19 protein-coding genes are annotated in these 21,840 nt (G+C 61.4%); 13 read left to right on the forward strand and 6 right to left on the reverse strand.

Going from position 1 to position 21,840, the window contains the following annotated elements:
• Window positions 1-804 carry an ABC transporter permease gene (locus L085_RS17925; protein ID WP_044031369.1) on the forward strand — a complete coding sequence of 268 codons (804 nt, stop codon included), beginning with the start codon at window positions 1-3 and terminating at the stop codon, window positions 802-804.
• 45 nt (window positions 805-849) lie between these two features.
• Here the strand turns inward: L085_RS17925 and kdgR are convergent, their stop codons facing one another.
• Window positions 850-1,641, reverse strand: coding sequence for a DNA-binding transcriptional regulator KdgR (kdgR, locus tag L085_RS17930; protein ID WP_044031370.1), 792 nt, complete (start codon window positions 1,639-1,641; stop codon window positions 850-852).
• Window positions 1,642-1,871: 230 nt separating this feature from the next.
• Here kdgR and L085_RS17935 point away from each other — a divergent pair, with 230 nt between their 5' ends.
• Complete coding sequence (locus L085_RS17935; protein WP_015377676.1) at window positions 1,872-3,266, forward strand: MFS transporter; 1,395 nt, start codon at window positions 1,872-1,874, stop codon at window positions 3,264-3,266.
• Between the two features lie 79 nt (window positions 3,267-3,345).
• On the opposite strand, the gene L085_RS17940 is transcribed toward L085_RS17935, so the two are convergent.
• Both L085_RS17940 and htpX read right to left on the reverse strand, forming a co-directional pair.
• Complete coding sequence (locus L085_RS17940; protein WP_044031371.1) at window positions 3,346-4,053, reverse strand: hypothetical protein; 708 nt, start codon at window positions 4,051-4,053, stop codon at window positions 3,346-3,348.
• Between the two features lie 284 nt (window positions 4,054-4,337).
• Entirely contained in the window at window positions 4,338-5,222 is an 885-nt protein-coding gene (gene htpX, locus L085_RS17945) for a protease HtpX (protein ID WP_004931482.1), read from the reverse strand.
• Between the two features lie 368 nt (window positions 5,223-5,590).
• Here htpX and L085_RS17950 point away from each other — a divergent pair, with 368 nt between their 5' ends.
• From L085_RS17950 to L085_RS17975, 6 genes are read left to right on the forward strand one after another with little or no spacing between them, the layout of a single operon-like run.
• A complete protein-coding gene (locus L085_RS17950; RefSeq protein ID WP_044031372.1) occupies window positions 5,591-6,682 on the forward strand; it encodes an ABC transporter substrate-binding protein in 1,092 nt (363 codons plus the stop codon).
• Between the two features lie 2 nt (window positions 6,683-6,684).
• Window positions 6,685-7,725 (forward strand): iron ABC transporter permease, encoded by a 1,041-nt coding sequence (locus tag L085_RS17955; RefSeq protein ID WP_049870684.1) that lies wholly within the window; start codon window positions 6,685-6,687, stop codon window positions 7,723-7,725.
• A complete protein-coding gene (locus L085_RS17960) occupies window positions 7,722-8,507 on the forward strand; it encodes an ABC transporter ATP-binding protein (RefSeq protein ID WP_044031374.1) in 786 nt (261 codons plus the stop codon). Before L085_RS17955 ends, L085_RS17960 begins: the two co-directional genes overlap by 4 nt.
• Window positions 8,495-9,292 carry a nicotianamine synthase family protein gene (locus L085_RS17965; RefSeq protein WP_044031375.1) on the forward strand — a complete coding sequence of 266 codons (798 nt, stop codon included), beginning with the start codon at window positions 8,495-8,497 and terminating at the stop codon, window positions 9,290-9,292. The genes L085_RS17960 and L085_RS17965 overlap by 13 nt, the downstream gene beginning before the upstream one ends.
• Complete coding sequence (locus L085_RS17970) at window positions 9,285-10,592, forward strand: opine metallophore biosynthesis dehydrogenase (protein WP_044031376.1); 1,308 nt, start codon at window positions 9,285-9,287, stop codon at window positions 10,590-10,592. The genes L085_RS17965 and L085_RS17970 overlap by 8 nt, the downstream gene beginning before the upstream one ends.
• Window positions 10,589-11,434, forward strand: a complete 846-nt coding sequence (locus tag L085_RS17975) for a DMT family transporter (protein ID WP_004931494.1) — start codon at window positions 10,589-10,591, stop codon at window positions 11,432-11,434. Before L085_RS17970 ends, L085_RS17975 begins: the two co-directional genes overlap by 4 nt.
• A 67-nt stretch (window positions 11,435-11,501) precedes the next feature.
• Here the strand turns inward: L085_RS17975 and prc are convergent, their stop codons facing one another.
• From prc to L085_RS17990, 3 genes are all read right to left on the reverse strand, one after another.
• Window positions 11,502-13,550: a carboxy terminal-processing peptidase gene (gene prc / locus L085_RS17980; protein WP_015377670.1), complete on the reverse strand. Its 2,049-nt coding sequence runs from the start codon at window positions 13,548-13,550 to the stop codon at window positions 11,502-11,504.
• Between the two features lie 19 nt (window positions 13,551-13,569).
• Entirely contained in the window at window positions 13,570-14,280 is a 711-nt protein-coding gene (gene proQ / locus L085_RS17985) for an RNA chaperone ProQ (protein ID WP_004931497.1), read from the reverse strand.
• A 96-nt stretch (window positions 14,281-14,376) separates the two neighbouring features.
• Window positions 14,377-14,874 carry a GAF domain-containing protein gene (locus tag L085_RS17990; RefSeq protein WP_015377669.1) on the reverse strand — a complete coding sequence of 166 codons (498 nt, stop codon included), beginning with the start codon at window positions 14,872-14,874 and terminating at the stop codon, window positions 14,377-14,379.
• 255 nt (window positions 14,875-15,129) lie between these two features.
• Here L085_RS17990 and yebS point away from each other — a divergent pair, with 255 nt between their 5' ends.
• The 5 genes from yebS to L085_RS18015 all read left to right on the forward strand — a co-directional run bounded on the left by yebS (window position 15,130) and on the right by L085_RS18015 (window position 21,835).
• Window positions 15,130-16,377 (forward strand): membrane integrity lipid transport subunit YebS, encoded by a 1,248-nt coding sequence (yebS, locus tag L085_RS17995; RefSeq protein ID WP_044032085.1) that lies wholly within the window; start codon window positions 15,130-15,132, stop codon window positions 16,375-16,377.
• Window positions 16,346-18,976 (forward strand): PqiB family protein, encoded by a 2,631-nt coding sequence (locus L085_RS18000; RefSeq protein WP_044031377.1) that lies wholly within the window; start codon window positions 16,346-16,348, stop codon window positions 18,974-18,976. Before yebS ends, L085_RS18000 begins: the two co-directional genes overlap by 32 nt.
• Before the next feature lie 102 nt (window positions 18,977-19,078).
• The gene (gene rsmF / locus L085_RS18005) at window positions 19,079-20,515 is read left to right on the forward strand and encodes a 16S rRNA (cytosine(1407)-C(5))-methyltransferase RsmF (RefSeq protein WP_044031378.1); all 1,437 of its coding nucleotides are present in this window, start codon (window positions 19,079-19,081) and stop codon (window positions 20,513-20,515) included.
• Window positions 20,516-20,789: 274 nt separating this feature from the next.
• Entirely contained in the window at window positions 20,790-21,329 is a 540-nt protein-coding gene (locus tag L085_RS18010) for a spore coat U domain-containing protein (RefSeq protein WP_015377665.1), read from the forward strand.
• 2 nt (window positions 21,330-21,331) lie between these two features.
• Complete coding sequence (locus tag L085_RS18015) at window positions 21,332-21,835, forward strand: spore coat U domain-containing protein (protein ID WP_044031379.1); 504 nt, start codon at window positions 21,332-21,334, stop codon at window positions 21,833-21,835.
• The last annotated feature ends 5 nt before the right edge of the window (window positions 21,836-21,840 follow it).

The raw sequence follows: 21,840 nt of genomic DNA on the forward strand, positions 1-21,840 counted from the left end.
ATGTTGATTTGGTCTCGCACCAGCCGCACCCTGACCTGCACGCTGGCGGTCACGCTGTTCGCCCTGTTCTTCTGCCTGCCGCTGGCGGTGATCCTGATGTCCAGCCTCAGTGAACAGTGGAACGGCGTGCTGCCGAGCGGCTTCACCCTCAACCACTTCCGCCAGGCGTTCAGCGGCGCCTCCTGGGACGCACTGGTCGCCAGTCTGGCTATCGGTTTCAGCGCCAGCCTGTTCGCGCTGCTGTGCGGCACCTGGGCGGCGCTGGCGCTGCGCCACCATCAGGGGCGCGGCCAGCGGCTGCTGGGCACGCTGTTTTTCATTCCCAGCGCGGTGCCTTCGGTCTCTATCGGTTTGGGGATGCTGGTGGCGTTCAGCCAGGGGCCGCTGCAGATGAACGGCACCTTCCTGATCGTGCCCGCCGCCCACTTCGTGCTGATTTCCGCCTTTACCTTCGGCAACGTGATGGCCGGGCTGACCCGGCTACCTGGCGACTACGAGAACGTCGCCGCCAGCCTGGGCGCTTCGCCGCTGTTCCGCCTGCGTCACGTCACCCTGCCGATGATCGCCCCCTACATGATCTCCGCCTTCGCACTCAGCCTGTCGCTGTCGATGGGGGAGCTGGGCGCGACCATGATGATCTACCCACCGAGCTGGGCGACGCTGCCGGTCACGATCTTCAGCCTGACCGATCGCGGCAGCATCGCCAACGGCGCGACGCTGACCATGATCCTGGTGGCGGCCACGCTGTTGCTGATGTTGGTGCTGGAGCGGATTTCTCAGCGGCTGACGCCCGGCGCGAAATAACAACAAGGCGCTGCCATGGCAGCGCCTCGCTCATCGATACCACGGTCAGAACGGGTAGTCGTGATAGCCCTGCTGTTCGGAAATGCGTCGGGCGGCGACGTGCAGCAACGCCACGTACTCCTCCCGCGCCGCGTCGGAAAAGCGCAGCGTCGGGAAAGAGATGCTCAGCCCGGCGATCGCCACCCCGAACCTGTCAAAGACCGGCACCGCGATGCAGCGGATCCCCGCCTCCTGCTCTTCGACATCTTCGCCGAATCCCTGCTCACGCACCCGCTCCAGCACCGGCAACAGTTCGGCGGCGCTGGTCAGGGTATGCTCGGTGCTGCGGGTAAATTCAATCTGCGACAGGATCTGCGCCACCTCCTCCCGATCGCGCCAGGCCAGCAGCACTTTACCGATGGCGGTGCTGTGCAGCGGGTTGCGGCGACCGATGCGCGAATACATGCGCAGGTTGTACATCGCGTCGATCTTGTGGATATAGACAATGCCGTCCTCATCCAGAGCGCCGAGGTGGATGGTTTCGCGGGTGCGGTTCGACAGTTCACGCATCTGCACGTCGGCGCTGCGGATCAGATCGACGTTCTGCAACGATTTGGCGCCCAGTTCGAACAGCTTGAGCGTCAGCGCATACTTTTCCGTCTCGCCTTCCTGCGAGACGTAGCCCAACGCTTTCATGGTTTGCAGAAAACGGTAGACGGTGCTTTTGGACATCATCACTCGCTGGGAAAGTTCGGTAATGCCAATCTCGCGCTCATCGCCAAGCGCCTGCAAAATGCCGAACACCTTCATCACGGATGAGACGGCATCCGGTTGCTTGTCTGAATCTGCGTTAGCCATGGTGAATGCCCTACTTAACGGTTTTGTTTCAGGAAATTTAAACAAGGGTTTCAGTATAATCGGAACAGATCGCGGCGCGCAACGCGGCTGAACGCTAAGCGATTGAAGCCAAATGGATAACCCCGGCCTGCTCACCGCTATTTACAATTAAGCGGGCAACGGGCATGCAATCACGGGCGAATATGATTAGCATGATAATACTCCCCTGAATAAATACCGCTGAGACCAACATGCGTCCTTGTTCCGACGGCCTCCCCGTCCCGCAACGCTATGGGGCGATCCTCGCCATCGCCCTCGGCATTACCGTATCGGTGCTCGACGGCGCGATAGCCAACGTGGCGCTGCCCACCATCGCGCGCGATCTTAACGCCAGCCCGGCCAGCTCCATTTGGGTGGTCAACGCCTATCAGTTGGCGATCACCGTCTCTCTGCTGTCGCTGGCCTCGCTCGGCGATCTGGTCGGCTATCGCCGCATCTATCAGGCCGGGTTGCTGGTGTTCAGCATCACCTCGCTGTTTTGCGCCCTGTCCGACTCGCTGCTCACGCTGACCATCGCCCGCGTATTGCAAGGCTTTGGCGCCGCCGCCATTATGAGCGTCAACACCGCGCTGATCCGCATCATCTACCCGCAGCGTTTTCTCGGCCGCGGCATGGGCATCAACTCGCTGATCGTCGCCTGCTCCTCGGCGGCCGGGCCGACGGTGGCGGCCGCTATCCTGTCGGTCGCGTCCTGGCAGTGGCTGTTCGCCATCAACCTGCCGATCGGCATCGTCGCGCTGCTGCTGGGGATGAAGTTCCTGCCGGCCAACGGCCAAAAAAGCGATAACCGCCGTTTCGATCCCACCAGCGCCGTGCTGAACGCGCTGACCTTCGGCCTGCTGATCACCGCCATCAGCGGCTTCGCCCAGGGCCAGAGCCTGACGCTGATCTTCAGCGAGATTGCCGCGCTGCTGGCGATTGGCGCGGTGTTCGTGCGCCGCCAGCTGCGCCAGGAATTTCCGTTGCTGCCGGTCGATCTGCTGCGCATCCCGATCTTCGCCCTGTCGATGGGCACCTCAATCTGCTCGTTCGCCGCGCAAATGCTGGCGATGGTGTCGCTGCCGTTCTTCCTGCAAAGCGCGTTGGGCCGCGACGAAGTGGCGACCGGGCTGCTGCTGACGCCGTGGCCGCTGGCGATCGTGGTGATGGCGCCGATCGCCGGCCGGCTGGTGGAGCGCGTGCACGCCGGCCTGCTGGGCTGCATTGGCCTGGCGGTGTTCGCGCTCGGGCTGTTCTCGCTGGCGCTGCTGCCCGCGGCGCCGTCGAATATGGACATCATCTGGCGCATGGTGCTGTGCGGCGCCGGTTTCGGTCTGTTCCAGTCGCCCAACAACCACACCATCATCTCCGCCGCACCGCGCAACCGCAGCGGCGGCGCCAGCGGCATGCTGGGCACCGCTCGCCTGCTGGGGCAAACCTCGGGAGCCGCGCTGGTGGCGCTGATGTTCAACCTGTTCCCGGCCTCCGGCACCCACGCTTCACTGATCCTGGCTGGGGTGTTCGCCACCCTGGCGGCGGCGGTCAGCAGCCTGCGCATCACTCAACCGACGACGCAAACGGCGCAGCCCAGCCGCGAGGTGAAATAGAGGGCATAGAAAGAGCCGGGCCCCAATCCGATGTGGCCTGCCTGAGCCGGGCCACGTCGAGTGCGATGCAGGCCTGGCGTCAGTCGCCGCTCCTCAAAGGGCTGCGGCCCTGTCGTAGACACGCTAAATAGGCGTCGTCATCCGGATACCAGCCAACAATGCGTTGGCCGTCGTTATCCACCCCCTCGAAGCCCTTCAGTAAGCCAGGGGCGAACATGCGCTTGATCAGATCTTCGGCCTGAGCGCTGTCGATGCGGCAATCGCAGCGCGTGTTTCCGTCAACCTGAACGAAGTTCTGCAACGAAGCGAGACACCGCGCATCGAGATCGCCATGGACATGGATAAACTCCCCCGTCTCTACCAGGGTGAGCGCGGTCAGATCTCCCCCCACCACGAACGCACCGTCGTTTCCTGAGCTGCAATAGGCATGGCGTATGCGGACATCATCACGCACGACCAGTCCGCCCCAGCAAATCAGCGTATCCGCCTGCAGCCGCCCCAGCACAACAATGCCGCCGTCCTCGCACTGCGGCGATACCGCCAGGCACCCTTCCACGATCATATCGCCGTCCACGATCAGGTAATCGTAATCGTGGCTGTCGTGCTCGTCGGGGAAAAATGCCGGGAGGTGAAGATCGCCTGAATGCCAGCGAATCGCTGGCCGTTCAGCATCGTCATCATGCCGGTTGAACAGTTCCGCAACCGCATCGGCGATACCGCCTGTCAATTCCGCCAGGCGCGCCGGTAGCTCATCACCGTTGAGCAAGGGAAGGTGGTTGATTTTCATAGGGCCTCAGGGACAAATGTCATTGCGCCAAAGCATATAACATGCGCTTCCAAAGCCAAACAGCCGGTCGTCACTCAGCCAGGATGCGGCTTACCCTCTTTCATGGTCGTCTCGCTCCGCGGCGGTAAACGCACAGAGAGGCCGACAGACGTTATTCGAAGGCGGGCTTTATGGACTTCGGGGGGCTCTTGCACCGCGTTAACCCCCGCCGACGCTGAAAAAGCGGTTCAGGCATGCCATAAAAAAACCCCGGCAAGCCGGGGTTTTTCATTTCATTCAGCCGATTACTTCAGGTACTGGCCGGTACGCAGCGCTTCGATACGCTTGTCGAGCGGCGGGTGCGACATGAACAGCTCGCTGAACGACTTGGATTTACCGTTGATGCAGAACGCCATCATGCTGCCCGCTTCCTGCGGTTCATAGCTGGTTTTCAGACGCTGCAAGGCGGCGATCATCTTCTCGCGGCCCACCAGTTTGGCGGAGCCGGCGTCGGCATAGAACTCGCGGTGACGCGAGAACCACATGGTGATGATGCTCGCCAGGATGCCGAACACCAGTTCCAGCACCATCGACACGGCGAAGTAAATCATCGGGTTGCCGTTGCCTTCCCCTTCGCCATCACCGTCGCGGTTGCCGAGGAAACCGGCAGCGACCTGCGCAATGAGGCGCGAAATGAAGATCACGAAGGTGTTCACGATGCCCTGAATCAGGGTCATGGTCACCATATCGCCATTGGCGACGTGGCTGATTTCGTGCGCGATGACCGCTTCCGCTTCGTCACGGCTCATGCTCTGCAGCAGGCCGGTGCTGACGGCGACCAGCGAGGCGTCGCGGCGTGCGCCGGTGGCGAAGGCGTTGATGTCCGGCGCGTGGTAGATAGCGACCTGCGGCATGGCGATGCCCGCCTGCTGCGACTGACGGCGCACCGTTTCCAGCAGCCAGTTTTCGGTTTCGTTACGCGGTTGTTCAATCACTTCCCCGCCGACGGAGCGCAGCGCCATCCACTTGGACATCAGCAACGACACGAAAGCGCCGCCGAAGCCGAACAGACCGGCCATGATCATCAGGCCCTGAACGCTACTGGATTGGATTCCTGTCAGGCTGAGCACCAGCCCGAAAACCAACATCACCGCCAGGTTGGTGAGCAGGAACAGAGCTATACGCATCATAAAATGTTTACTTCCTCATAAATGTTAACAAAACACTGTCCAGATACCCTGGATCGTATGGGCATTCGTCACAGTTTCAAGAGTCGCGCGTCATTAACCTACTAAAAATACGAAACTTTACAAAAACGGCGCGCGACCGGGATTTGGCAAATTGTAAACGATTGTTGCGCAAGGCGGAGGGATTTCTCACAAAAAATTCTTTGCCCGCACGCCATGACAACGAGAAACGTTATCCTCACGCTTTATAGGCCAATATTCGCTCGGCGCGCTTCATCATGCCCCGCCTGATTCAGCGGCGACGAAAGTTTGAATCTCGCGATTAATTGTTACATTATAACATCACAATTAATCGTAAAGGGATGTCAATCATGTTATCGCGTATCGTCTGGATGCTGGCGACGTGGCTGCTTTGCTGCCAGGTCGCGCACGCGGAAATTCACCTCACCGACGTTGAAGGACGCCAGGTTACCCTGGCCGCCCCCGCACAGCGCGCCTATATCGGCTTTTACTACGAAGATTTTCTGGCGGTGAACGGCCCGGAGAGTTATCAACAGGTCGTCGCCTTCTCCAAAAGCGACTGGGCGTTGCGCGCCAGCCAATGGGCGCGCTATCAGGCGGCGCTGCCACGGCTCGCTCAGCTGGTCGATGTCGGTTCGCTCTATAACCAGAGCTTCGATTTTGAACGCCTGCTGACCACGCGACCAGACCTACTGATCCTGGCGAAGTGGCAGCTCGACGGCTTCGCCAACTTCCTGCCGGTGCTGCAACAGCTCAACATTCCTTACATCGTCGTCGACTTCAATCAGGGCGTTGAAGTCAAGCTCGCCAGCATCCGGTTGATGGGCCAGGCGATGGGCCACGCCGAGCGAGCGGAACGGCTGGCCGAAGAATATCGCCAAAGCCTCGAGGATACCCGGCGGCGCATCCGCCAGGCGCAGCTGCCGCCGCCGGTCACCTACATTGAGCTGGGGGACAAGGGCCCCGGCGAGTACGGCAGCAGCTATGGCGCCTCGATCTGGGGGCCGCTGCTGCAGCTGGCCGGCGCCGACAATATCGCCGCCGGCGTCGTCGGCAGCCCTTCCCCCTTGCGCGCCGACTATGTCCTGACCCAACGGCCCGAGGTGATTTTTCTCGCCGGTGGCGACTGGGAAAACATGCCGAACGCCGTGCCAATGGGCTACGGCACGCAGGCAGCCCCCCTACAGGCGCGCCTGACGCAATACGCCCGGCGGGCGGGATGGCCGCAGCTGCCGGCGGTAAAAAATCAGCGTCTTTATGCGCTTTACCATGGCGGCGCGCGCACGATATACGATTTTATCTTTGTCCAGTATCTGGCGAAAGCGCTCTATCCCGCCGCGTTTGCCGATGTTGATCCCGCGCGCAATCTGGCGCAGTTCTACCATCAATATTTGCCGATAGAGGCGGACGGCGTCTTCTTGCAACGCTGGCAAGGAGAATAACCGTGACCCACACAGGACGTGCGTTTTTGCGACGGCGCAGGCTGCGCCGCGGGCTATTGACGCTGGCGCTGCTCGGCGCGCTGCTGGCGGCGACCGCCATCGACCTCACCGTCGGCGCCGCGCAACTTGGCCTCACGGATATCGTGCGGATGCTTTGGCCTGGCTCTGCGCCTGGCAACGAGCTGCATCAGGTGGTTTTCTGGTCGATTCGCTTGCCGATGACGCTCACCGCCCTGGTGGTCGGCGCCAGCCTGGCGCTGGCGGGCCTGCTGATGCAGACCGTGCTGGCCAATCCCCTCGCCAGCCCCTATACGCTGGGGATCTCTGCCGCGGCGGGGTTCGGCGCGGCGCTGGCGATCCTCACCGGCTTCAGCCTGGGCGGCGCGTTGGCGCTGGGCACGCCGCTGCTGGCTTCGCTGATGGCGTTGCTCGCCTGCGTGCCTATCTATCTGCTGGGACAACGCCGCGGCATGACGCCGCAAATATTGGTGTTGAGCGGCATCGTGGTGCTGTTTTTCTTTCAGTCGCTGCAATCGCTGCTGCTGTTTCTGGCCTCGCCGGAAGCCATGCAGCAAATTGTCTTTTGGCTGTTTGGCAGCCTGCTCAAAGCCAATATGCACGGCGTGGCGATCACCGGCGTCGTGTTGCTGTGCGCGCTGTTCGTCAGTCTGCGGCTCGCCTGGCGGCTGACGGTGCTGTCCGCCGGCGAAGAGCAGGCCCAGGGGCTGGGCATCAATGTCAGCGCCTTGCGCAAGCTGGCCTTTCTGCTGGCGACCTTGCTGACGGCCGCCTCGGTCTCGTTTGTCGGCACCATCGGGTTCGTCGGGCTGATCGCCCCGCATTTCGCCCGCTTTCTGGTGGGTGAGGATCAGCGCTACCTGATCTGCATTTCCGCCCTCTGCGGCAGCCTGCTGCTGCTGTGCGCCTCGATCGTCGCCAAGCTGGTGATGCCGAACGGCGTGGTGCCCATCGGCATCGTTATCGCCCTGATCGGCGTGCCGGTGCTGTTTTACTTCGTCACTCGACAGGTTAAACGCCCATGACTCAACTGACCCTCACCCGCGTCGGCGTCTCGCTGCATCGCCGCTCGCTGTTGACAGACGTTTCATTGAGCTGGCCGGAGGCGCAGCTCGGCGGCATCATCGGCCCCAACGGCGCCGGCAAATCGACGCTGCTCAAAGCGATTAACCGCATGGTGCCGTGCAGCGGCGAGATCGCTTACCGCGAACGCCCTCTCGATCCGAAAACCAGCCGTATCGCCTATGTGCCGCAGCTTAATCGCTGCGATTCGGCATTGACCGCTTTTGACATGGTGCTGCTGGGCAAGGTACGGCAGTTGAGCTGGCGCGTCAGCGCCGCCCAGGCCGATGCGGTCGAACAGGCGCTGGCGGAATGCGGCATTTCCGCGCTCGCCGATCGCCCCTTCAACCGTCTCAGCGGCGGCCAGCGACAGTTGGTGATGCTGGCTCAGGCCTTCGTCTCTCAGCCGCAGCTCATTTTGCTCGACGAGCCCACCAGCGCGCTGGATATCCACCACCAGCTGCGCGTGCTCAATCAGATCGCCGACTACGGCCGGCGTCATCGCTGCATCACGCTGCTGGTGATCCACGATCTGGGGCTGGCGCTGCGCTATTGCCACTCACTCACGCTGCTCGCGCACGGACGCGTCATTTGCCACGGCGATACCCATCAGATGATGGGACATCCGATGGTGTCTCGCGTATTTGGCATCGGCATCGAAAACGGCGTCAGCCCGCAGGGCTACCCCTATCTGCTGCCGACACAGCTGTTACACGCACACGGAGAATCCCCATGTACACTCTGACCAAGGCGGACATGCTGGCGCAACTCGCCGGCTTGCAACAGGAAATTCACCAGCTTCACCGTTCCGCCCGGCAAGATCGGCGCCATTTTTCCCTGCTGGAACGTCGTTTCAGCCGCCTGCAGGCCTTTAACGACGAACCGCAGCTGCAGGCCTATCGTCAAAAGCTGGAAAACGACCGTTTGATCACGGCGCAGATCGCCCAACTGCGGGCGACAGCCAACGCCGCGTTGTGCGACTACGAGAAACATCGCGTCTCGGCGCTGTGCCGGGAACCGGCGCAAACCAACGCCTACCTGAACAGTTTCGACCGCGCGCTGCAGCTGGAGATCGCGGCCGCCGACATTAAACCCGGCGAACGGGTGCTGCTGGTGGGCAGCGGCGCATTACCCACCACGGCGCTGGCGCTGGTCGCCAGGCTCTCCGCCACCGTCATTTGCTACGATTGCGATCCGGCGGCCCAGCGTTTTGCCCGCCGGCTCACGCGCCACCTGGGGCTGGTGCAGCAGATGCCCTGCATCGACAAGCTGAACGGCCTGACGCGCAACGATATCGATCACATCATCATCGCCTCTCTGGTGGCGGACAAGCAGGGTTTGCTGAAGGCGCTGCGGCCTTTGCTGCCCCAGTGCGGCAAATTGCTGGTGCGCTATGGCAACGGCCTCAAGTCGATCTTCAACTGCCCTTACCACCACCAGGCCGCCGGCTCGCCCTGGCGTGTCAGCGGTAAACCGCTCGCCACCCCGCTGTACGATCTGTTGATTTTGGAGCCCCACCGCCATGAATAATGCCTTTCCCACCCTGATCCTCGGCGCCGGCCCGGCGGCGATCCAACTGGCTGCGGACATCAAGGCCGCGGCCAATGCGCGCATCGGCCTGTACAACCGCCCCAGCGAAAAAGGGCGCCGCCTGGAGCAACATCTGGCGCACACGCCCAGCCTGTGGCTGACGGGCGCCGGTAAGGCGCAGCGCACCCAAGACGATGCGCAAGTGACGATTGATCGCTATTACGATGATCTGTCACTGGTCGGCGGCGACTGGCACCGACTGATCCTTGCCGTCCCCGCCGATCAATACCATGACGTGCTGCGACAGGTGCCATGGGCGGCGTTGCCCCAACTGCGCTCACTGATCCTGCTCTCTCCCTCCATCGGCTCCGGCCTGATGGCGCAAAGCCTGCTGCAGGACGCCGGGCAATCCCACGTCGAGGTCATCAGCCTGTCGAGCTACTACGCCGACACCAAGTACCAGAACGCCGAACAGCCTTACCGCGCCTACACCAAGGCGTTCAAGCAGCGGATTTATCTGGCCGGCGCAGGCGCAAGGTCAGACTGCGCCGAACTCGACTGGCTTTGCTCGCTGCTGGCGCGTCACGGCATTGACGCCCAACGCTGCAACAGCCTGCTCGCCGCCGAGCGCTTCAGCATCACCAATTATGTTCATCCTCCGCTGGCGCTGGCCGAAACCACGCTGCAGGCGATATTCCAGCCGCAGGCGCCGATCCAGTACCTGTATAAAACCCACCCCGAGGGCCCCATCTGTCCCGAGGCGATCGCCGACATGCTGGCGCTCTCGCAGGATTACCAGCAGTTGCTCAACCGGCTCGGCATCGAGGCCATTAACCTGCTGCGCTTTTTGAATGACGACAACTACCCGGTTCCGCCCCGCATGGTGAGCCGCCGCTGGATTGACCAATTCCCGCAGCTCGCGCCGACGGAGCAATGCTATGCGCTGTTTACGCGTTATACCGCGCTGCTGGTCGATCCCTATTCCGAGCCGGACGCGCAGGGCCGCTACTATGATTTTTCCGCCGTCAGGGTCGCCCGCGTCTTCCAGGATGCCCAGGGGCGCTGGCGCCTGCCGCGCGTGCCGCAAGAGGACGTGCGCAAACTGCGCGTCCTGGTCTTGCTGGCGCAGCGGCTTGACGTCGAGATGCCCGCCGCCCAGCGTCTGTTGGCGCGCTTTCAGCAGGCGCTGCAGCGCTTCGTCACCCGGAACGGCGCCGAGCATTGCCATCGTTCGTTGCTGGACGATACCTGCGACGAGCAGGCGGACATCATTTACCGACAATGGCGGAGGCAAGCATGAATCAGGGTGCGTTACTGGCCATTTTTGCCTCGTTGATTTTCAGCGTCATGAACGCGCTGGTTAAAACCATCTCCGACGCTATTCCCACCGGTGAAATCGTGTTTTTTCGCAGCAGCATCGGCTGTCTGCTGGTTCTGCTGCTGATGTACCGCCACCGCATCGCCTTCAGCCGCGTAGACCGGCCGCTGCTGGTGTTGCGCGGCACCATGGGCGGGCTGTATCTCATTTGTTATTTTTACAGCATCGCCCATCTGACGCTGGCCGACGCCAGCATGCTGGCCTATCTGTCGCCGTTTTTCTCCATTTTGCTCTCCTTGCTGGTGCTGCGTGAACGGGTCAACGCCAATACCGCGTTTTGGCTGGCGATGGTCATCATCGGCGCGGTGCTGCTGGTGCGGCCGTGGCACTTTTCGGCCTATACCCTGGCGTCGCTGGTCGGCGTGATGAGCGCGGTGTTCGCCTCGATCGCCTATCTGTCGGTCAACAAACTCAGCAAGCGCCACCACAACTACGAGATCGTGTTCTACTTCCTGTTCATCGCAACGCTGATCTCGCTGCCGCTGATGTGGAACGCGTTCGTTTGGCCCAACGCCTATCAGTTCGCCATTCTGCTCGCCATCGCCCTGGTGTCGCTGTTGGGGCAGGTCGTCTTAACCCAGGCCTTCTCTTCCGATAACCTGATCGTGGTCTCGGTGGTGCGCTATATCGGCATCGTATTCAACATCGCCTGGGGCTGGCTGTTCTGGCATGAGATCCCGCTGCTGCTGTCGCTGTTCGGCTGCCTGCTGGTGGTGGTTTCCTGCATTCAGCTCGGGCTGCGTCACCGCAAGAAACCGGCTTAAGCCGGGCTTGCCGCAACCAAAAAAAAACGCACCCGAGGGTGCGTTTTTCACAGGCAAAGCCGTGGCCTTACTTAGCCGGCGTTGGCTGCTGAGCAGGCTGATCCTTTTCCAGATGAGCCAGGTCCAGCGCGATATGCACGGTTTCATCCAGGTACGGATCCGGTTCCTGGTAATCCTTCGGCAGATCGTCGAGCGATTTCAGCGGCTTCTTACCCGCGCGCTCCAGACGCTCGTTGATGCGTTTCAGACGGGTCGCATCGTCATCGTGGTTCTCTTTCTCGCGCACCGCCAGATTGAGGGACACAATGTTGCGTTTATCCTTCAGCGCCTTGTAATGCGCGATATCCTGCGCGATGTACTGGAACTCCGGATTCTGCGCGATGCGCTGCTGGTGATCTTTCAGCAGTTCCGGCTCGAACGGCGCCATATCGCCGGTCTTGCTGTAGGTCGCCGCATTGATGCTGTCCCACGGCATGGCGTTGTCTTCAAACGCTTCGCCGGTTTCCGCCGGATCGACGCCGGTCGGCATCAGAATATCCGGCGTCACGCCCTTGCGCTGGGTGCTGCCGCCGTTGACGCGGTAGAACTTCTGTATGGTGTACTGCACCGACCCCAGCGCCGGCCACTCAGGGCGCAGCATCTGGTCGTAGATGCGGTTCAGCGAACGGTACTGCTGCACGGTACCTTTACCGAAGGTCGGTTCGCCGACGATCAGCGCGCGGCCGTAATCCTGCATCGCCGCCGCGAAGATCTCGGAGGCGGAGGCGCTGAAGCGATCGACCAGCACCACCAGCGGGCCTTTGTAGTAGGTCACGCCGTCGGTGTCGGCGTCTTCACGCACTTTGCCGTTGTTGTCGCGCACCTGCACCACCGGGCCGCTCGGAATGAACAGGCCGGACAGCGACACCGCTTCAGTCAGCGCGCCGCCGCCGTTGGTGCGCAGATCGATGATCACGCTCTTGACGTTCTGCTTGGCCATCTTCTGCAGCTGCACTTTCACGTCATCGGTCAGGCCGACGTAGAAGCCAGGGATGTCGAACACCGCCACCTTCTCTTTGCCGACGGTCTTGATGGTCATTTTCACCGCGCGGTCTTCCAGGCGGATGCGCTCGCGGGTCAAGGTGACCACGCGGGTTTTGGTGCCCTTGCCGGCCGGCAGGATCTCCAGGCGCACCTTGCTGCCCTTCGGCCCTTTGATCAGCGACACCACGTCGTCCAGACGCCAGCCGATCACGTCCACCATCGGTTTGCCGGCCTGGCCGACGCCGACGATGCGATCGCCTACGGTGATCGCCTTGCTCTTCGCCGCCGGGCCGCCCGGCACCATCGAGTTGATCAGGGTGTAGTCATCATCCATCTGCAGCACCGCGCCGATGCCTTCCAGCGACAGGCTCATCTCGGTGTTGAACTGCTCGGTATTGCGCGGAGACAGATAGTTGGTGTGCGGATCGATTTCATGCGCAAAGGCATTCATCGCCAGCTGGAAGACGTCTTCGCTGTTGCTTTGCGTCAGGCGCTTGATGGCGAACTGATAGCGTTTGGTCAGCGTGTCGTGGATTTCTTTGTCGGTCTTGCCGGTCAACTTGAGGTTCAGCTCGTCATAGGTGACTTTCGCATCCCACAGGCTATCCAGCTCGGCCTTGTCTTTCGGCCACGGCGCTTTGCTGCGGTCGAGATCGATAGTGCCGTTGCCGGTGAAGTTCATCGGCTTGTCCAGCAACGACAACGCATAGGTATAACGCTCGAAACGGCGTTTCTGCGCCAGATTGAACAGCGCGTAGAAGGTGTCCAGCTTGCCGGTTTTCAGCTCTTCGCCAACCTGATTGCGTTTGCCGGCGAACTGCGCCACGTCGGCAGCCAGCAATACGTTATGGTTGTAGTCCAGCATGTTCAGGTAGCGATCGAAGATCTTGCCTGAAAACTCCGCGTCAAGGGCGAACTGGCGGTAATGAGAGCGAGTGAAGCGCGAGGTAACGCGCTCACTCACCGTAGCGTGCTGGGGTTCCTGTTGCAGTTGGGGCAGTTGGCCGATGCGGATGTTGGCTGTTTCCGCGCCGTAACTGACACCCGCCCACAGCAGCCCTGCAATCGCTGTTAATCTGACGAATTTGTTCATGCCTGGGTTGGCCTCCGTATCAGAACTGCAAGTGTTCTGCGCGCACAATCATCGCCAGACCGGAAGAGAGCTGCACACGTACGCCATCTTTAGCGATTTCGAGTACGGTAGCATCCATCGCGCTCTTGCCTGCTCTGACTTTGATTTCCTGGCCAATTTGCAGTTTAGAGATATCCGTGACTGGCGCATAACGCGGCTGGCTTTCCTCTTTGGCTGCACGAGGTTGGCGAGCGGGCTGTGGGCGAGTTTGTGGGCGCGGCTTGCGGTTTTCCGGCGCGGCTCCGCCTTCGCGACGCGCAGCGGGCTTTTTACCGGCTGGACGCGGACGGCGAGGAGCGGCATCGGCGGATTCACCGGCGGCTTCACGTTTTTTGGCGTTTTGTTCGGCACGCTGTGCCTGAACGCGCGCTTTGGCTTCTTCAAGCTGCTGGCGAGCATGATCGACATGCTGCTGTTCCAGTTCACCGCACGGATTGCCGTCCAGATCGACGCGCTGCGCGCCGACTTTAACGCCGTACAGATAACGCCAGCTTGAGGTGTACAGGCGCAGGGCAGAACGCAATTGCGTTTTGCTGAGATTCTCTTCCCCCTGCACGCGCTCTACCAAATCCTGAAAAATACCGATTTTCAGCGGACGAGCTTCGCCTTCGGCGCTAAAGCAGAGCGGAAAACGCTCGGCAAGAAAAGCAATGACTTCTTTACTAGAGTTCAACTTAGGTTGATTTTCCATGAAATTTCCTGATTACAACGGTATTGCCAACAAGCCACAGGCATGAACAGGCGTCATTATAATGACGCCATCGGTAATTGCCACGTTAACCGTCGATCAACTTGCCGCCACAGTCACATATTTCGCACTGTCACACTGTTCCAGTTGCTCACAAAGCCCCGCCACCACTGCTTTCAGGCCCGCTTCGTCCTGTTCGTCGAAGCGTTGATAAACCGTGCTATCGATATCCAAAACGCCGATCGCTCGGCCGCCAACCGCCAGCGGCAGCACGATTTCCGCGTTGCTGGCCGCATCGCAGGCGATATGGCCCGGGAACGCATGCACGTCGCCGACGCGCTGCACGCGATTTTCCGCCACCGCCGTGCCGCACACGCCCTTGCCCACCGGAATGCGCACGCAGGCGATCTTGCCCTGGAACGGCCCCAGCACCAGTTGGTCGCCATCCATCAGATAGAAACCGACCCAGTTCACGTCATCCAGACGCTCGTTGAGCAAGGCGCTGGCGTTGGACAGCGCCGCGATAAAGTTGGTCTCCCCGCCGAGCAACGCGCTCAGGTCACGTTTTAATTCCGCGTAGAATTGTTCTTTTGTCATGTGATAACCATTGAAACAGTGAAGATGGCCAGAAGCCCAAAGCTTAGGCCCTATAAAATAAGCATTAAATGCGTATAGCCACAAGGTTAATCATCTGTTGCTTCACAAAACCCCGTCGCTCGGGGTATGTTTGCCGCTCAGAATCCCGGTTTACCTCGTTTTACCGTCCGGCGCCCGACCGCCGGTGACGCGGCCGGTTTATTTTTCAGCTACGCTGACAGTTCCGGCGGGCTCAAGGGCAGCTACTTGTCAAAGATGAAAATACACGCGATCACCGCCCCCCTTTCCAAAGCGCGCCACCAACGCTGCTGCGAGTGCGATCTATTGTTCGTGCTGCCGCCGCTCAGCGGCAATCAGGCCGCTTATTGTCCGCGCTGCAACGCCAAGGTGGTGCACGGCCGCGACTGGTCGATGACGCGTCTGACCGCCATGGCGATCACCATGCTGCTGCTGATGCCGTTCGCCTTCACCGAACCGCTGATCAGCATCCGCCTGCTCGGCACGCGCATCGACGCCAGTTTGCTGGAGGGCATCTGGCAGATGAGCCGCCAGGGCGATCCGCTCACCGCCAGCATGGTGGCATTCTGCACCATCGGCGCCCCGCTGACGCTGGTGCTGTCGCTGCTGTACCTGCGCTTCGGCCATGCGCTCGGCATGAACCTGCGCCCGGTGTTGCTGATGCTGGAGCGGCTAAAAGAGTGGGTGATGCTGGACATTTATCTGATCGGCATGGCGGTGGCGGCGATCAAAGTGCAGGATTACGCCGACATTCAGCCCGGCAGCGCGCTGATCGCTTACCTGTCGCTGACGGTGCTGAGCATCCTGACGCTGATCCACGCTAACCTGGAGCAGCTGTGGGAGCGTTACTATCCGCAGGAACAGCCGGAAGGCCCGCCGACGGCGCTGCATATTTGCCTGTCCTGCCACTATACCGGCTACCCTGACGCGCGCGGCCGCTGCCCGCGTTGCCATGTGCCGATGTGCCACCGCCAGCCTTACAGCCTGCAGAAAACCTGGGCGGCGCTGATCGCGGCGATGATCCTGCTGATACCGGCCAACCTGCTGCCGATTTCCATCATTTACGCCAACGGCACGCGGCTGGAAGACACCATTTTCTCCGGCGTGGTCTCATTGGCCACCTCCGGCAACGTGCCGATCGCCGCCATCGTATTCATTGCCAGCGTGCTGGTGCCCTTCACCAAGGTGATCGTGCTGATCACGCTGTTGCTGAGCATCCACTTCAAAACTTCGCACAGCCTGAAGACTCGCATTCGCCTGCTGCGCCTGGTCACCTGGATCGGTCGCTGGTCGATGCTCGATCTGTTCGTTATCGCCTTGATGATGTCGCTGGTAAACCGCGACCAACTGTTATCTTTTACTATGGGGCCGGCCGCGTTTTACTTTGGCGCGGCGGTCATTTTGACTATTCTTGCCGTAGAGTGGCTGGATAGCCGATTGATTTGGGATGCACATGCAACAGGAAACGCCGACTACACCGACTGAAGCGCGGGTCAAGAACAAGCGCCGCATTTCACCGTTCTGGTTACTGCCGTTCATCGCCCTGCTTATCGCCGGGTGGCTGGTCTATAACAATTTCCAGGAACGCGGCACCACCGTCACCATCGATTTCCAATCGGCGGCGGGCATCGTCGCCGGCCGCACGCCGGTGCGCTACCAGGGCGTGGAGGTCGGCACGGTGCAAAAAATCAGTCTGAGCAAAGATCTGCGCAGCATCGTGGTGGAAGCCAGCATCAAGAGCGATCTGGAAGACTCGCTGCGCGAAGGCACCCAGTTCTGGCTGGTGACGCCCAAGGCCTCGCTGGCCGGGGTATCCGGGCTCGATGCGCTGGTCGGCGGCAACTATATCGGCATGATGCCCGGCAGCGGCAAGGAGCAAACCCACTTCACCGCGCTCGATACCCAGCCGAAGTACCACCTGAACACCGGCGAGCTGATGATTCACCTGCACGCCGACGATCTCGGCTCGCTCAACAGCGGCTCGCTGGTCTATTACCGTAAAATCCCGGTCGGCAAGGTGTATGACTACACCATCAGCGAAGGCAACAAGGGCGTAACCATCGACGTGCTGATCGACCGCCGCTTCGCCAACCTGGTGAAGAGCAACAGCCGCTTCTGGAACGTTTCCGGCTTCAAGGGCGATTTCAGCCTGTCCGGTGCCACGGTGCAGATGGAGAGCCTGGCGGCGCTGGTCAACGGCGCCATTGCCTTCGATTCTCCGGCCGATGGCCAGCAGGCCAAGGGCGATCAGAGCTATACCCTGTATCCTGATCTGGCCCACAGCCAGCGCGGCGTCAATATCCTGCTGGATCTGCCGAGCGGCAACAGCCTGAGCGAAAACCGCACGCCGCTGATGTACCAGGGGCTGCAGGTCGGCACCCTGACCAAGCTGACGTTGCAACAGGACAGCAAAGTGGTCGGTGAACTGACCATCGATCCTTCGGTGGTCGATCTGATGCGCAGCGGCACCCGCATCGTGATGCGCAGCCCGCGCATCAGCCTCAACGACGCCAAGCTTAGCCAGTTGCTGACCGGCACCACGCTGGAGCTGGTACCGGGCGAAGGCGAGCCGCAGCAGCGCTTCAACGTGCTGGACAGCAGCGAAACGCTGTTGCAACAGCCGGGCGTGTTGACCGTCACGCTGACGGCGCCGCAAAGCTACGGCATCGACGTCGGGCAGCCGCTGGTGGTGCACGGCGTGAAAGTCGGCCAAATCCTGAGCCGCACCTTAACCGCCGGCGGCGTGGTGTTCACCGCCGCCGTTGATGCGCAATATCGCGGCCTGCTGCACAAAGACAGCAAATTCGTGGTCAACAGCCGCCTCGACGTCAAGCTAGGCATCGACGGCATGGAAGTGCTCGGTGCCAGCGCGCAGGAGTGGGTAGACGGCGGCGTGCGCATTATTCCCGGCAGCAAGGGGGAACCTGGCGGCCAATACCCGCTGTACGCCAACAGCGAAAAAGCCGAGGAAGGCATCGTCGGCAACGCCCCCGCCACCACCCTGACCCTCAGCGCCACCAGCCTGCCGGACGTGCAGGCCGGCTCGGTAGTGCTGTATCGCAAATTCCAGGTGGGCGAGATAGTCAACGTTCGGCCGAAGGCCAACGAGTTTGAGGTGGACGTCTACATCAGCCCGGAATACCGCAAGCTGCTCACCCGCGAAAGCATCTTCTGGGCCGAAGGCGGCGCCAAGGTGCAGCTCAACGGCAGCGGCCTGACGGTGCAGGCTTCGCCGCTCAACCGCGCGCTGAAAGGTGCCATCAGCTTCGATAATCTACAGGGCGTGACGCTGAACAAGGGCGCCAACCGCGTGCTGTACGCCAGCGAAACCGCCGCCCGCGCGGTGGGCAGCCAAATCACGCTGAAAACCTACGACGCCAGCAAGCTGTCGGCGGGTATGCCGCTGCGCTACCTCGGCATCGACGTCGGCCAGGTGGAGTCGCTGCAGCTGGCGCCGGAGCGCAACGAAGTGTTGGCCAAGGCGGTGCTGTATCCGGAATACGTGCAGACCTTCGCGCGCCTCGGCAGCCGCTTCTCGATCGTCTCGCCGGAGATCTCCGCCGCCGGCGTCAGCAACCTCGATACCCTGCTCCAGCCTTATATCAACGTGGAGCCGGGGCGCGGCCGCGAGCTGCGCACCTTCGAGCTGCAGCAGGCCAGCATCACCGACTCGCGCTATCTGGACGGCCTGAGCGTGGTGCTCGACGCCGCCGAAACCGGCTCGCTGCAGATCGGCACGCCGGTGCTGTTCCGCGGCGTGGAGGTCGGCACCATCACCGGTTTCTACCTTGGCGCCATGTCCGACCGGGTGCACGTCGCGCTGCGCATCAGCAAGAAGTATCAGCATCTGGTGCGCAACAACAGCGTGTTCTGGCTGGCGTCGGGTTACAACCTGCAGTTCGGCCTGACCGGCGGCGTGATCAAGAGCGGCACCTTCCAGCAGTTCATCCGCGGCGGTATCGCCTTCGCCACCCCGCCGACTATTCCGCTGGCGCCGAAAGCGACGCCGAACAAGCACTTCCTGCTGAATCCGGAAGAGCCGAAGGACTGGAAAACCTGGGGCACCGCCATTCCGCGCGATTAACTTTCGCGTTTCCCTCAGGGCCCGGCAATGCCGGGCCCTGTTTTTTTCCGCTTTGTGATAAACTCTCGCCCTTGTCTTTATTGCACCCTGAGAGTTCGCCCCGTGGCCAAATCCACCGCCGTTTTTCTGCCCCCCGCTTTCCTTGACGCCACCCGCGCCATCATGCCCGCCGAGCTGGCGATGGAAGATTTTATCGCCGCCTGTCAGCGCCCGCTGCGCCGCAGTCTGCGCGTCAACACGCTGAAAATCAGCGTCGCCGACTTCCTGGCGCTGGTGCAGGATTACGACTGGCGACTGGAGCCCATTCCCTGGTGCGCGGAAGGGTTCTGGATCGAACGCGACGATGAAGAGCTGCGATTAGGCAGCGCCGCCGAACACCTGAGCGGTCTGTTCTACATTCAGGAGGCCAGTTCGATGTTGCCGGTCAGCGCGCTGTTCGCCGGCGACGCGGCACCGAATCGCGTGCTGGACGTGGCGGCGGCGCCGGGATCCAAAACCACCCAGATCGCCGCGTTGATGGGCAACCAGGGCGGCATCGTCGCCAACGAATACTCCGCCAGCCGGGTGAAAGTGCTGCACGCCAATATCAGCCGCTGCGGCGTGAAGAACACCGCACTGACCCACTTCGACGGCCGGGTGTTCGGCGCCGCGCTGCCGGAGAGCTTCGACGCCATTCTGCTCGATGCCCCCTGCTCCGGCGAAGGCGTGGTACGCAAGGATCCGGACGCCATGAGCAACTGGTCGCCGGAAAGCGTGACCGAAATCGCCGCCACCCAACGCGAGCTGATCGACAGCGCGTTTCATGCGCTGGCGCCAGGCGGCGTGATGGTTTACTCCACCTGTACCCTCAATGCGCAGGAAAATCAGCAGGTGGTGCGTTGGCTGCTGGACAGCTACGGCGACGCGGTCAGCGTCGAACCGCTGGGCGAGCTGTTTCCCGGCGCTGACAAGGCATTGACCGCCGAAGGTTTTCTGCACGTCTTCCCGCAGATTTACGACAGCGAAGGGTTTTTCGTCGCCCGTCTGCGCAAACAGCACGCCGTGGCACCGTTGCCGAAACCGACCTATAAAGTCGGTAAGTTTCCGTTCAGCCAACTGTCCGGCAAAGAGGCGGCGCTGGTCGCCCAAGCCGCCGCCGCATCCGGCTTAACCTGGGGCGATGACAGCCGGCTGTGGGAGCGCGATAAGGAAATCTGGCTGTTCCCGGCCGAGCTGGAGCCGCTGTTCGGCAAAGTGCGCTTCTCGCGTATCGGTCTCAAGCTGGCGGAGCGCTTCCCGAAAGGGTTCCGTTGGCAGCACGAAGCGGCGATCGCCCTCGCGGGCGCCGACGGCAAACAGCATTTCGAGCTGGACGCCGCGCTGGCCCAAGAGTGGTATCACGGCCGCGATCTCTACCCTGAGCAGCCGCCGGCGGGCGACGAGTGCATCGTCACCTATCAGGGGCAACCTCTGGGCATCGCCAAACGCATTGGCAGCCGTATCAAGAATAACCTGCCGCGCGAGCTGGTGCGGGATGGCGCCCTGGATTTCCACCTGTAAACAATACCGCGCCGGGGAATGAAACTCCCCGGCGATAAAATAACGCTAATAATATTCCCATCGCCGTTCGTTATTATTCTAATCATTTCACTTTATCGGTATACCTCGCCTGAAAGGCCCGCCAGCCGCGGAATGAGAGTAAAAAGTTTCTCGTTTTCATCAAGACAATTCCCGATTCTTATTCTATTAATTAAAGTGCAGCTAAATGAATACGTTCAACCCACCTCTGGGTGGCGTCTTTGCGGGCTTTCTCTCATACGGCAAGGAATATAAGATGAAAAAAACTCTGATGGCATTGACCTCGGTAGCAACCCTGCTGTGCGCCAACGGCGCGGCTAACGCAGCAGGCACCATTCAAGGCACGTTAGGCGTGACGCTGACCATCGGCGCCGGTTGCGTCGTGGGAGGCGGCAACAGCAGCGGTTCCGTCAACGACTTCGGCTCCATCAGCTTCGGCACTTACTCTTCACTGGCCAACATCATCGACGCCAGCGCCACCGGCGCAGGGGGGGCCGGTACGCTGTCATTGACCTGCACCACCGGCACAGACTACACGGTGGCGCTGGACAACGGGCTCCACGTCACTTCAGGCACCCAACGCCGCATGGCCAGCACGGCAGGCGCATTCATCAGTTATAACCTGTACCAGGATGCCGCACGCACCACCGCCTGGGGCAGCGGCGCCAACGCGCGGACCGGCACCGGCACCGGCGCCGCCGTTCCGCTGATCGTCTATGGCCGCGTACCGGCGGCCGGATCTACCCCGGCGGCGGACACCTATAACGACACCGTCACGATGACGGTCACCTGGTAACGGTGCGGTGCGCGCTTTGCTGCTGCGGATTATGGGCGTGCAGTCTGTTGGCGCAGGCCGACAGTAAAACCGCGACCCTCGGCGTCAGCGCGACCTTGCTCAGCGCCTGTGAGGCTGGCAGCAGCTCAGGTGGCAACGTCAGCTTCGGCACGCTGAATTTCGGCACGCTGTATTTTCTCAGCACCGCAACCAGCGTCGCCGGGCAGCAAAACGCCGGCGCCATTCGGGTGAAATGCACCAATGGCACCAGCTACAGCGTTCTGCTTGGCGGCGGGCAAAGCGGCAATACCGCTGCCCGCTACCTGCAAAGCGCGGCAGGCCAACGGGTGAATTACAACCTGTACACCAACGCCGCCCACAGCACCATTTGGGATAATCTGACGGGCGTGTCACAAACCGCCAACGGTACGGACAACTGGCTGCCGGTCTATGGCATGATCCCGGCGCAGTCCACACCCCCGACAGGCAGCTACACTGATACGGTACAGGTCACGATCAATTGGTAATGACG

Origin of the sequence: Serratia sp. FS14 (assembly GCF_000695995.1) — a bacterium.
GTDB lineage: Bacteria > Pseudomonadota > Gammaproteobacteria > Enterobacterales > Enterobacteriaceae > Serratia > Serratia nematodiphila.

What these genes read in the sequence shown, in the direction of transcription:
- kdgR (WP_044031370.1), bottom strand. Translation starts at nt 1,641, where the DNA reads ATGGCTAACGCAGATTCAGACAAGCAACCGGATGCCGTCTCATCCGTG.
- L085_RS17925 (WP_044031369.1), top strand. Translation starts at nt 1, where the DNA reads ATGTTGATTTGGTCTCGCACCAGCCGCACCCTGACCTGCACGCTGGCG.
- L085_RS17940 (WP_044031371.1), bottom strand. Translation starts at nt 4,053, where the DNA reads ATGAAAATCAACCACCTTCCCTTGCTCAACGGTGATGAGCTACCGGCG.
- L085_RS18000 (WP_044031377.1), top strand. Translation starts at nt 16,346, where the DNA reads ATGCAACAGGAAACGCCGACTACACCGACTGAAGCGCGGGTCAAGAAC.
- htpX (WP_004931482.1), bottom strand. Translation starts at nt 5,222, where the DNA reads ATGATGCGTATAGCTCTGTTCCTGCTCACCAACCTGGCGGTGATGTTG.
- L085_RS18010 (WP_015377665.1), top strand. Translation starts at nt 20,790, where the DNA reads ATGAAAAAAACTCTGATGGCATTGACCTCGGTAGCAACCCTGCTGTGC.
- L085_RS17965 (WP_044031375.1), top strand. Translation starts at nt 8,495, where the DNA reads ATGTACACTCTGACCAAGGCGGACATGCTGGCGCAACTCGCCGGCTTG.
- proQ (WP_004931497.1), bottom strand. Translation starts at nt 14,280, where the DNA reads ATGGAAAATCAACCTAAGTTGAACTCTAGTAAAGAAGTCATTGCTTTT.
- L085_RS17970 (WP_044031376.1), top strand. Translation starts at nt 9,285, where the DNA reads ATGAATAATGCCTTTCCCACCCTGATCCTCGGCGCCGGCCCGGCGGCG.
- L085_RS17960 (WP_044031374.1), top strand. Translation starts at nt 7,722, where the DNA reads ATGACTCAACTGACCCTCACCCGCGTCGGCGTCTCGCTGCATCGCCGC.
- prc (WP_015377670.1), bottom strand. Translation starts at nt 13,550, where the DNA reads ATGAACAAATTCGTCAGATTAACAGCGATTGCAGGGCTGCTGTGGGCG.
- L085_RS17990 (WP_015377669.1), bottom strand. Translation starts at nt 14,874, where the DNA reads ATGACAAAAGAACAATTCTACGCGGAATTAAAACGTGACCTGAGCGCG.
- L085_RS17975 (WP_004931494.1), top strand. Translation starts at nt 10,589, where the DNA reads ATGAATCAGGGTGCGTTACTGGCCATTTTTGCCTCGTTGATTTTCAGC.
- L085_RS17950 (WP_044031372.1), top strand. Translation starts at nt 5,591, where the DNA reads ATGTTATCGCGTATCGTCTGGATGCTGGCGACGTGGCTGCTTTGCTGC.
- yebS (WP_044032085.1), top strand. Translation starts at nt 15,130, where the DNA reads ATGAAAATACACGCGATCACCGCCCCCCTTTCCAAAGCGCGCCACCAA.
- L085_RS17935 (WP_015377676.1), top strand. Translation starts at nt 1,872, where the DNA reads ATGCGTCCTTGTTCCGACGGCCTCCCCGTCCCGCAACGCTATGGGGCG.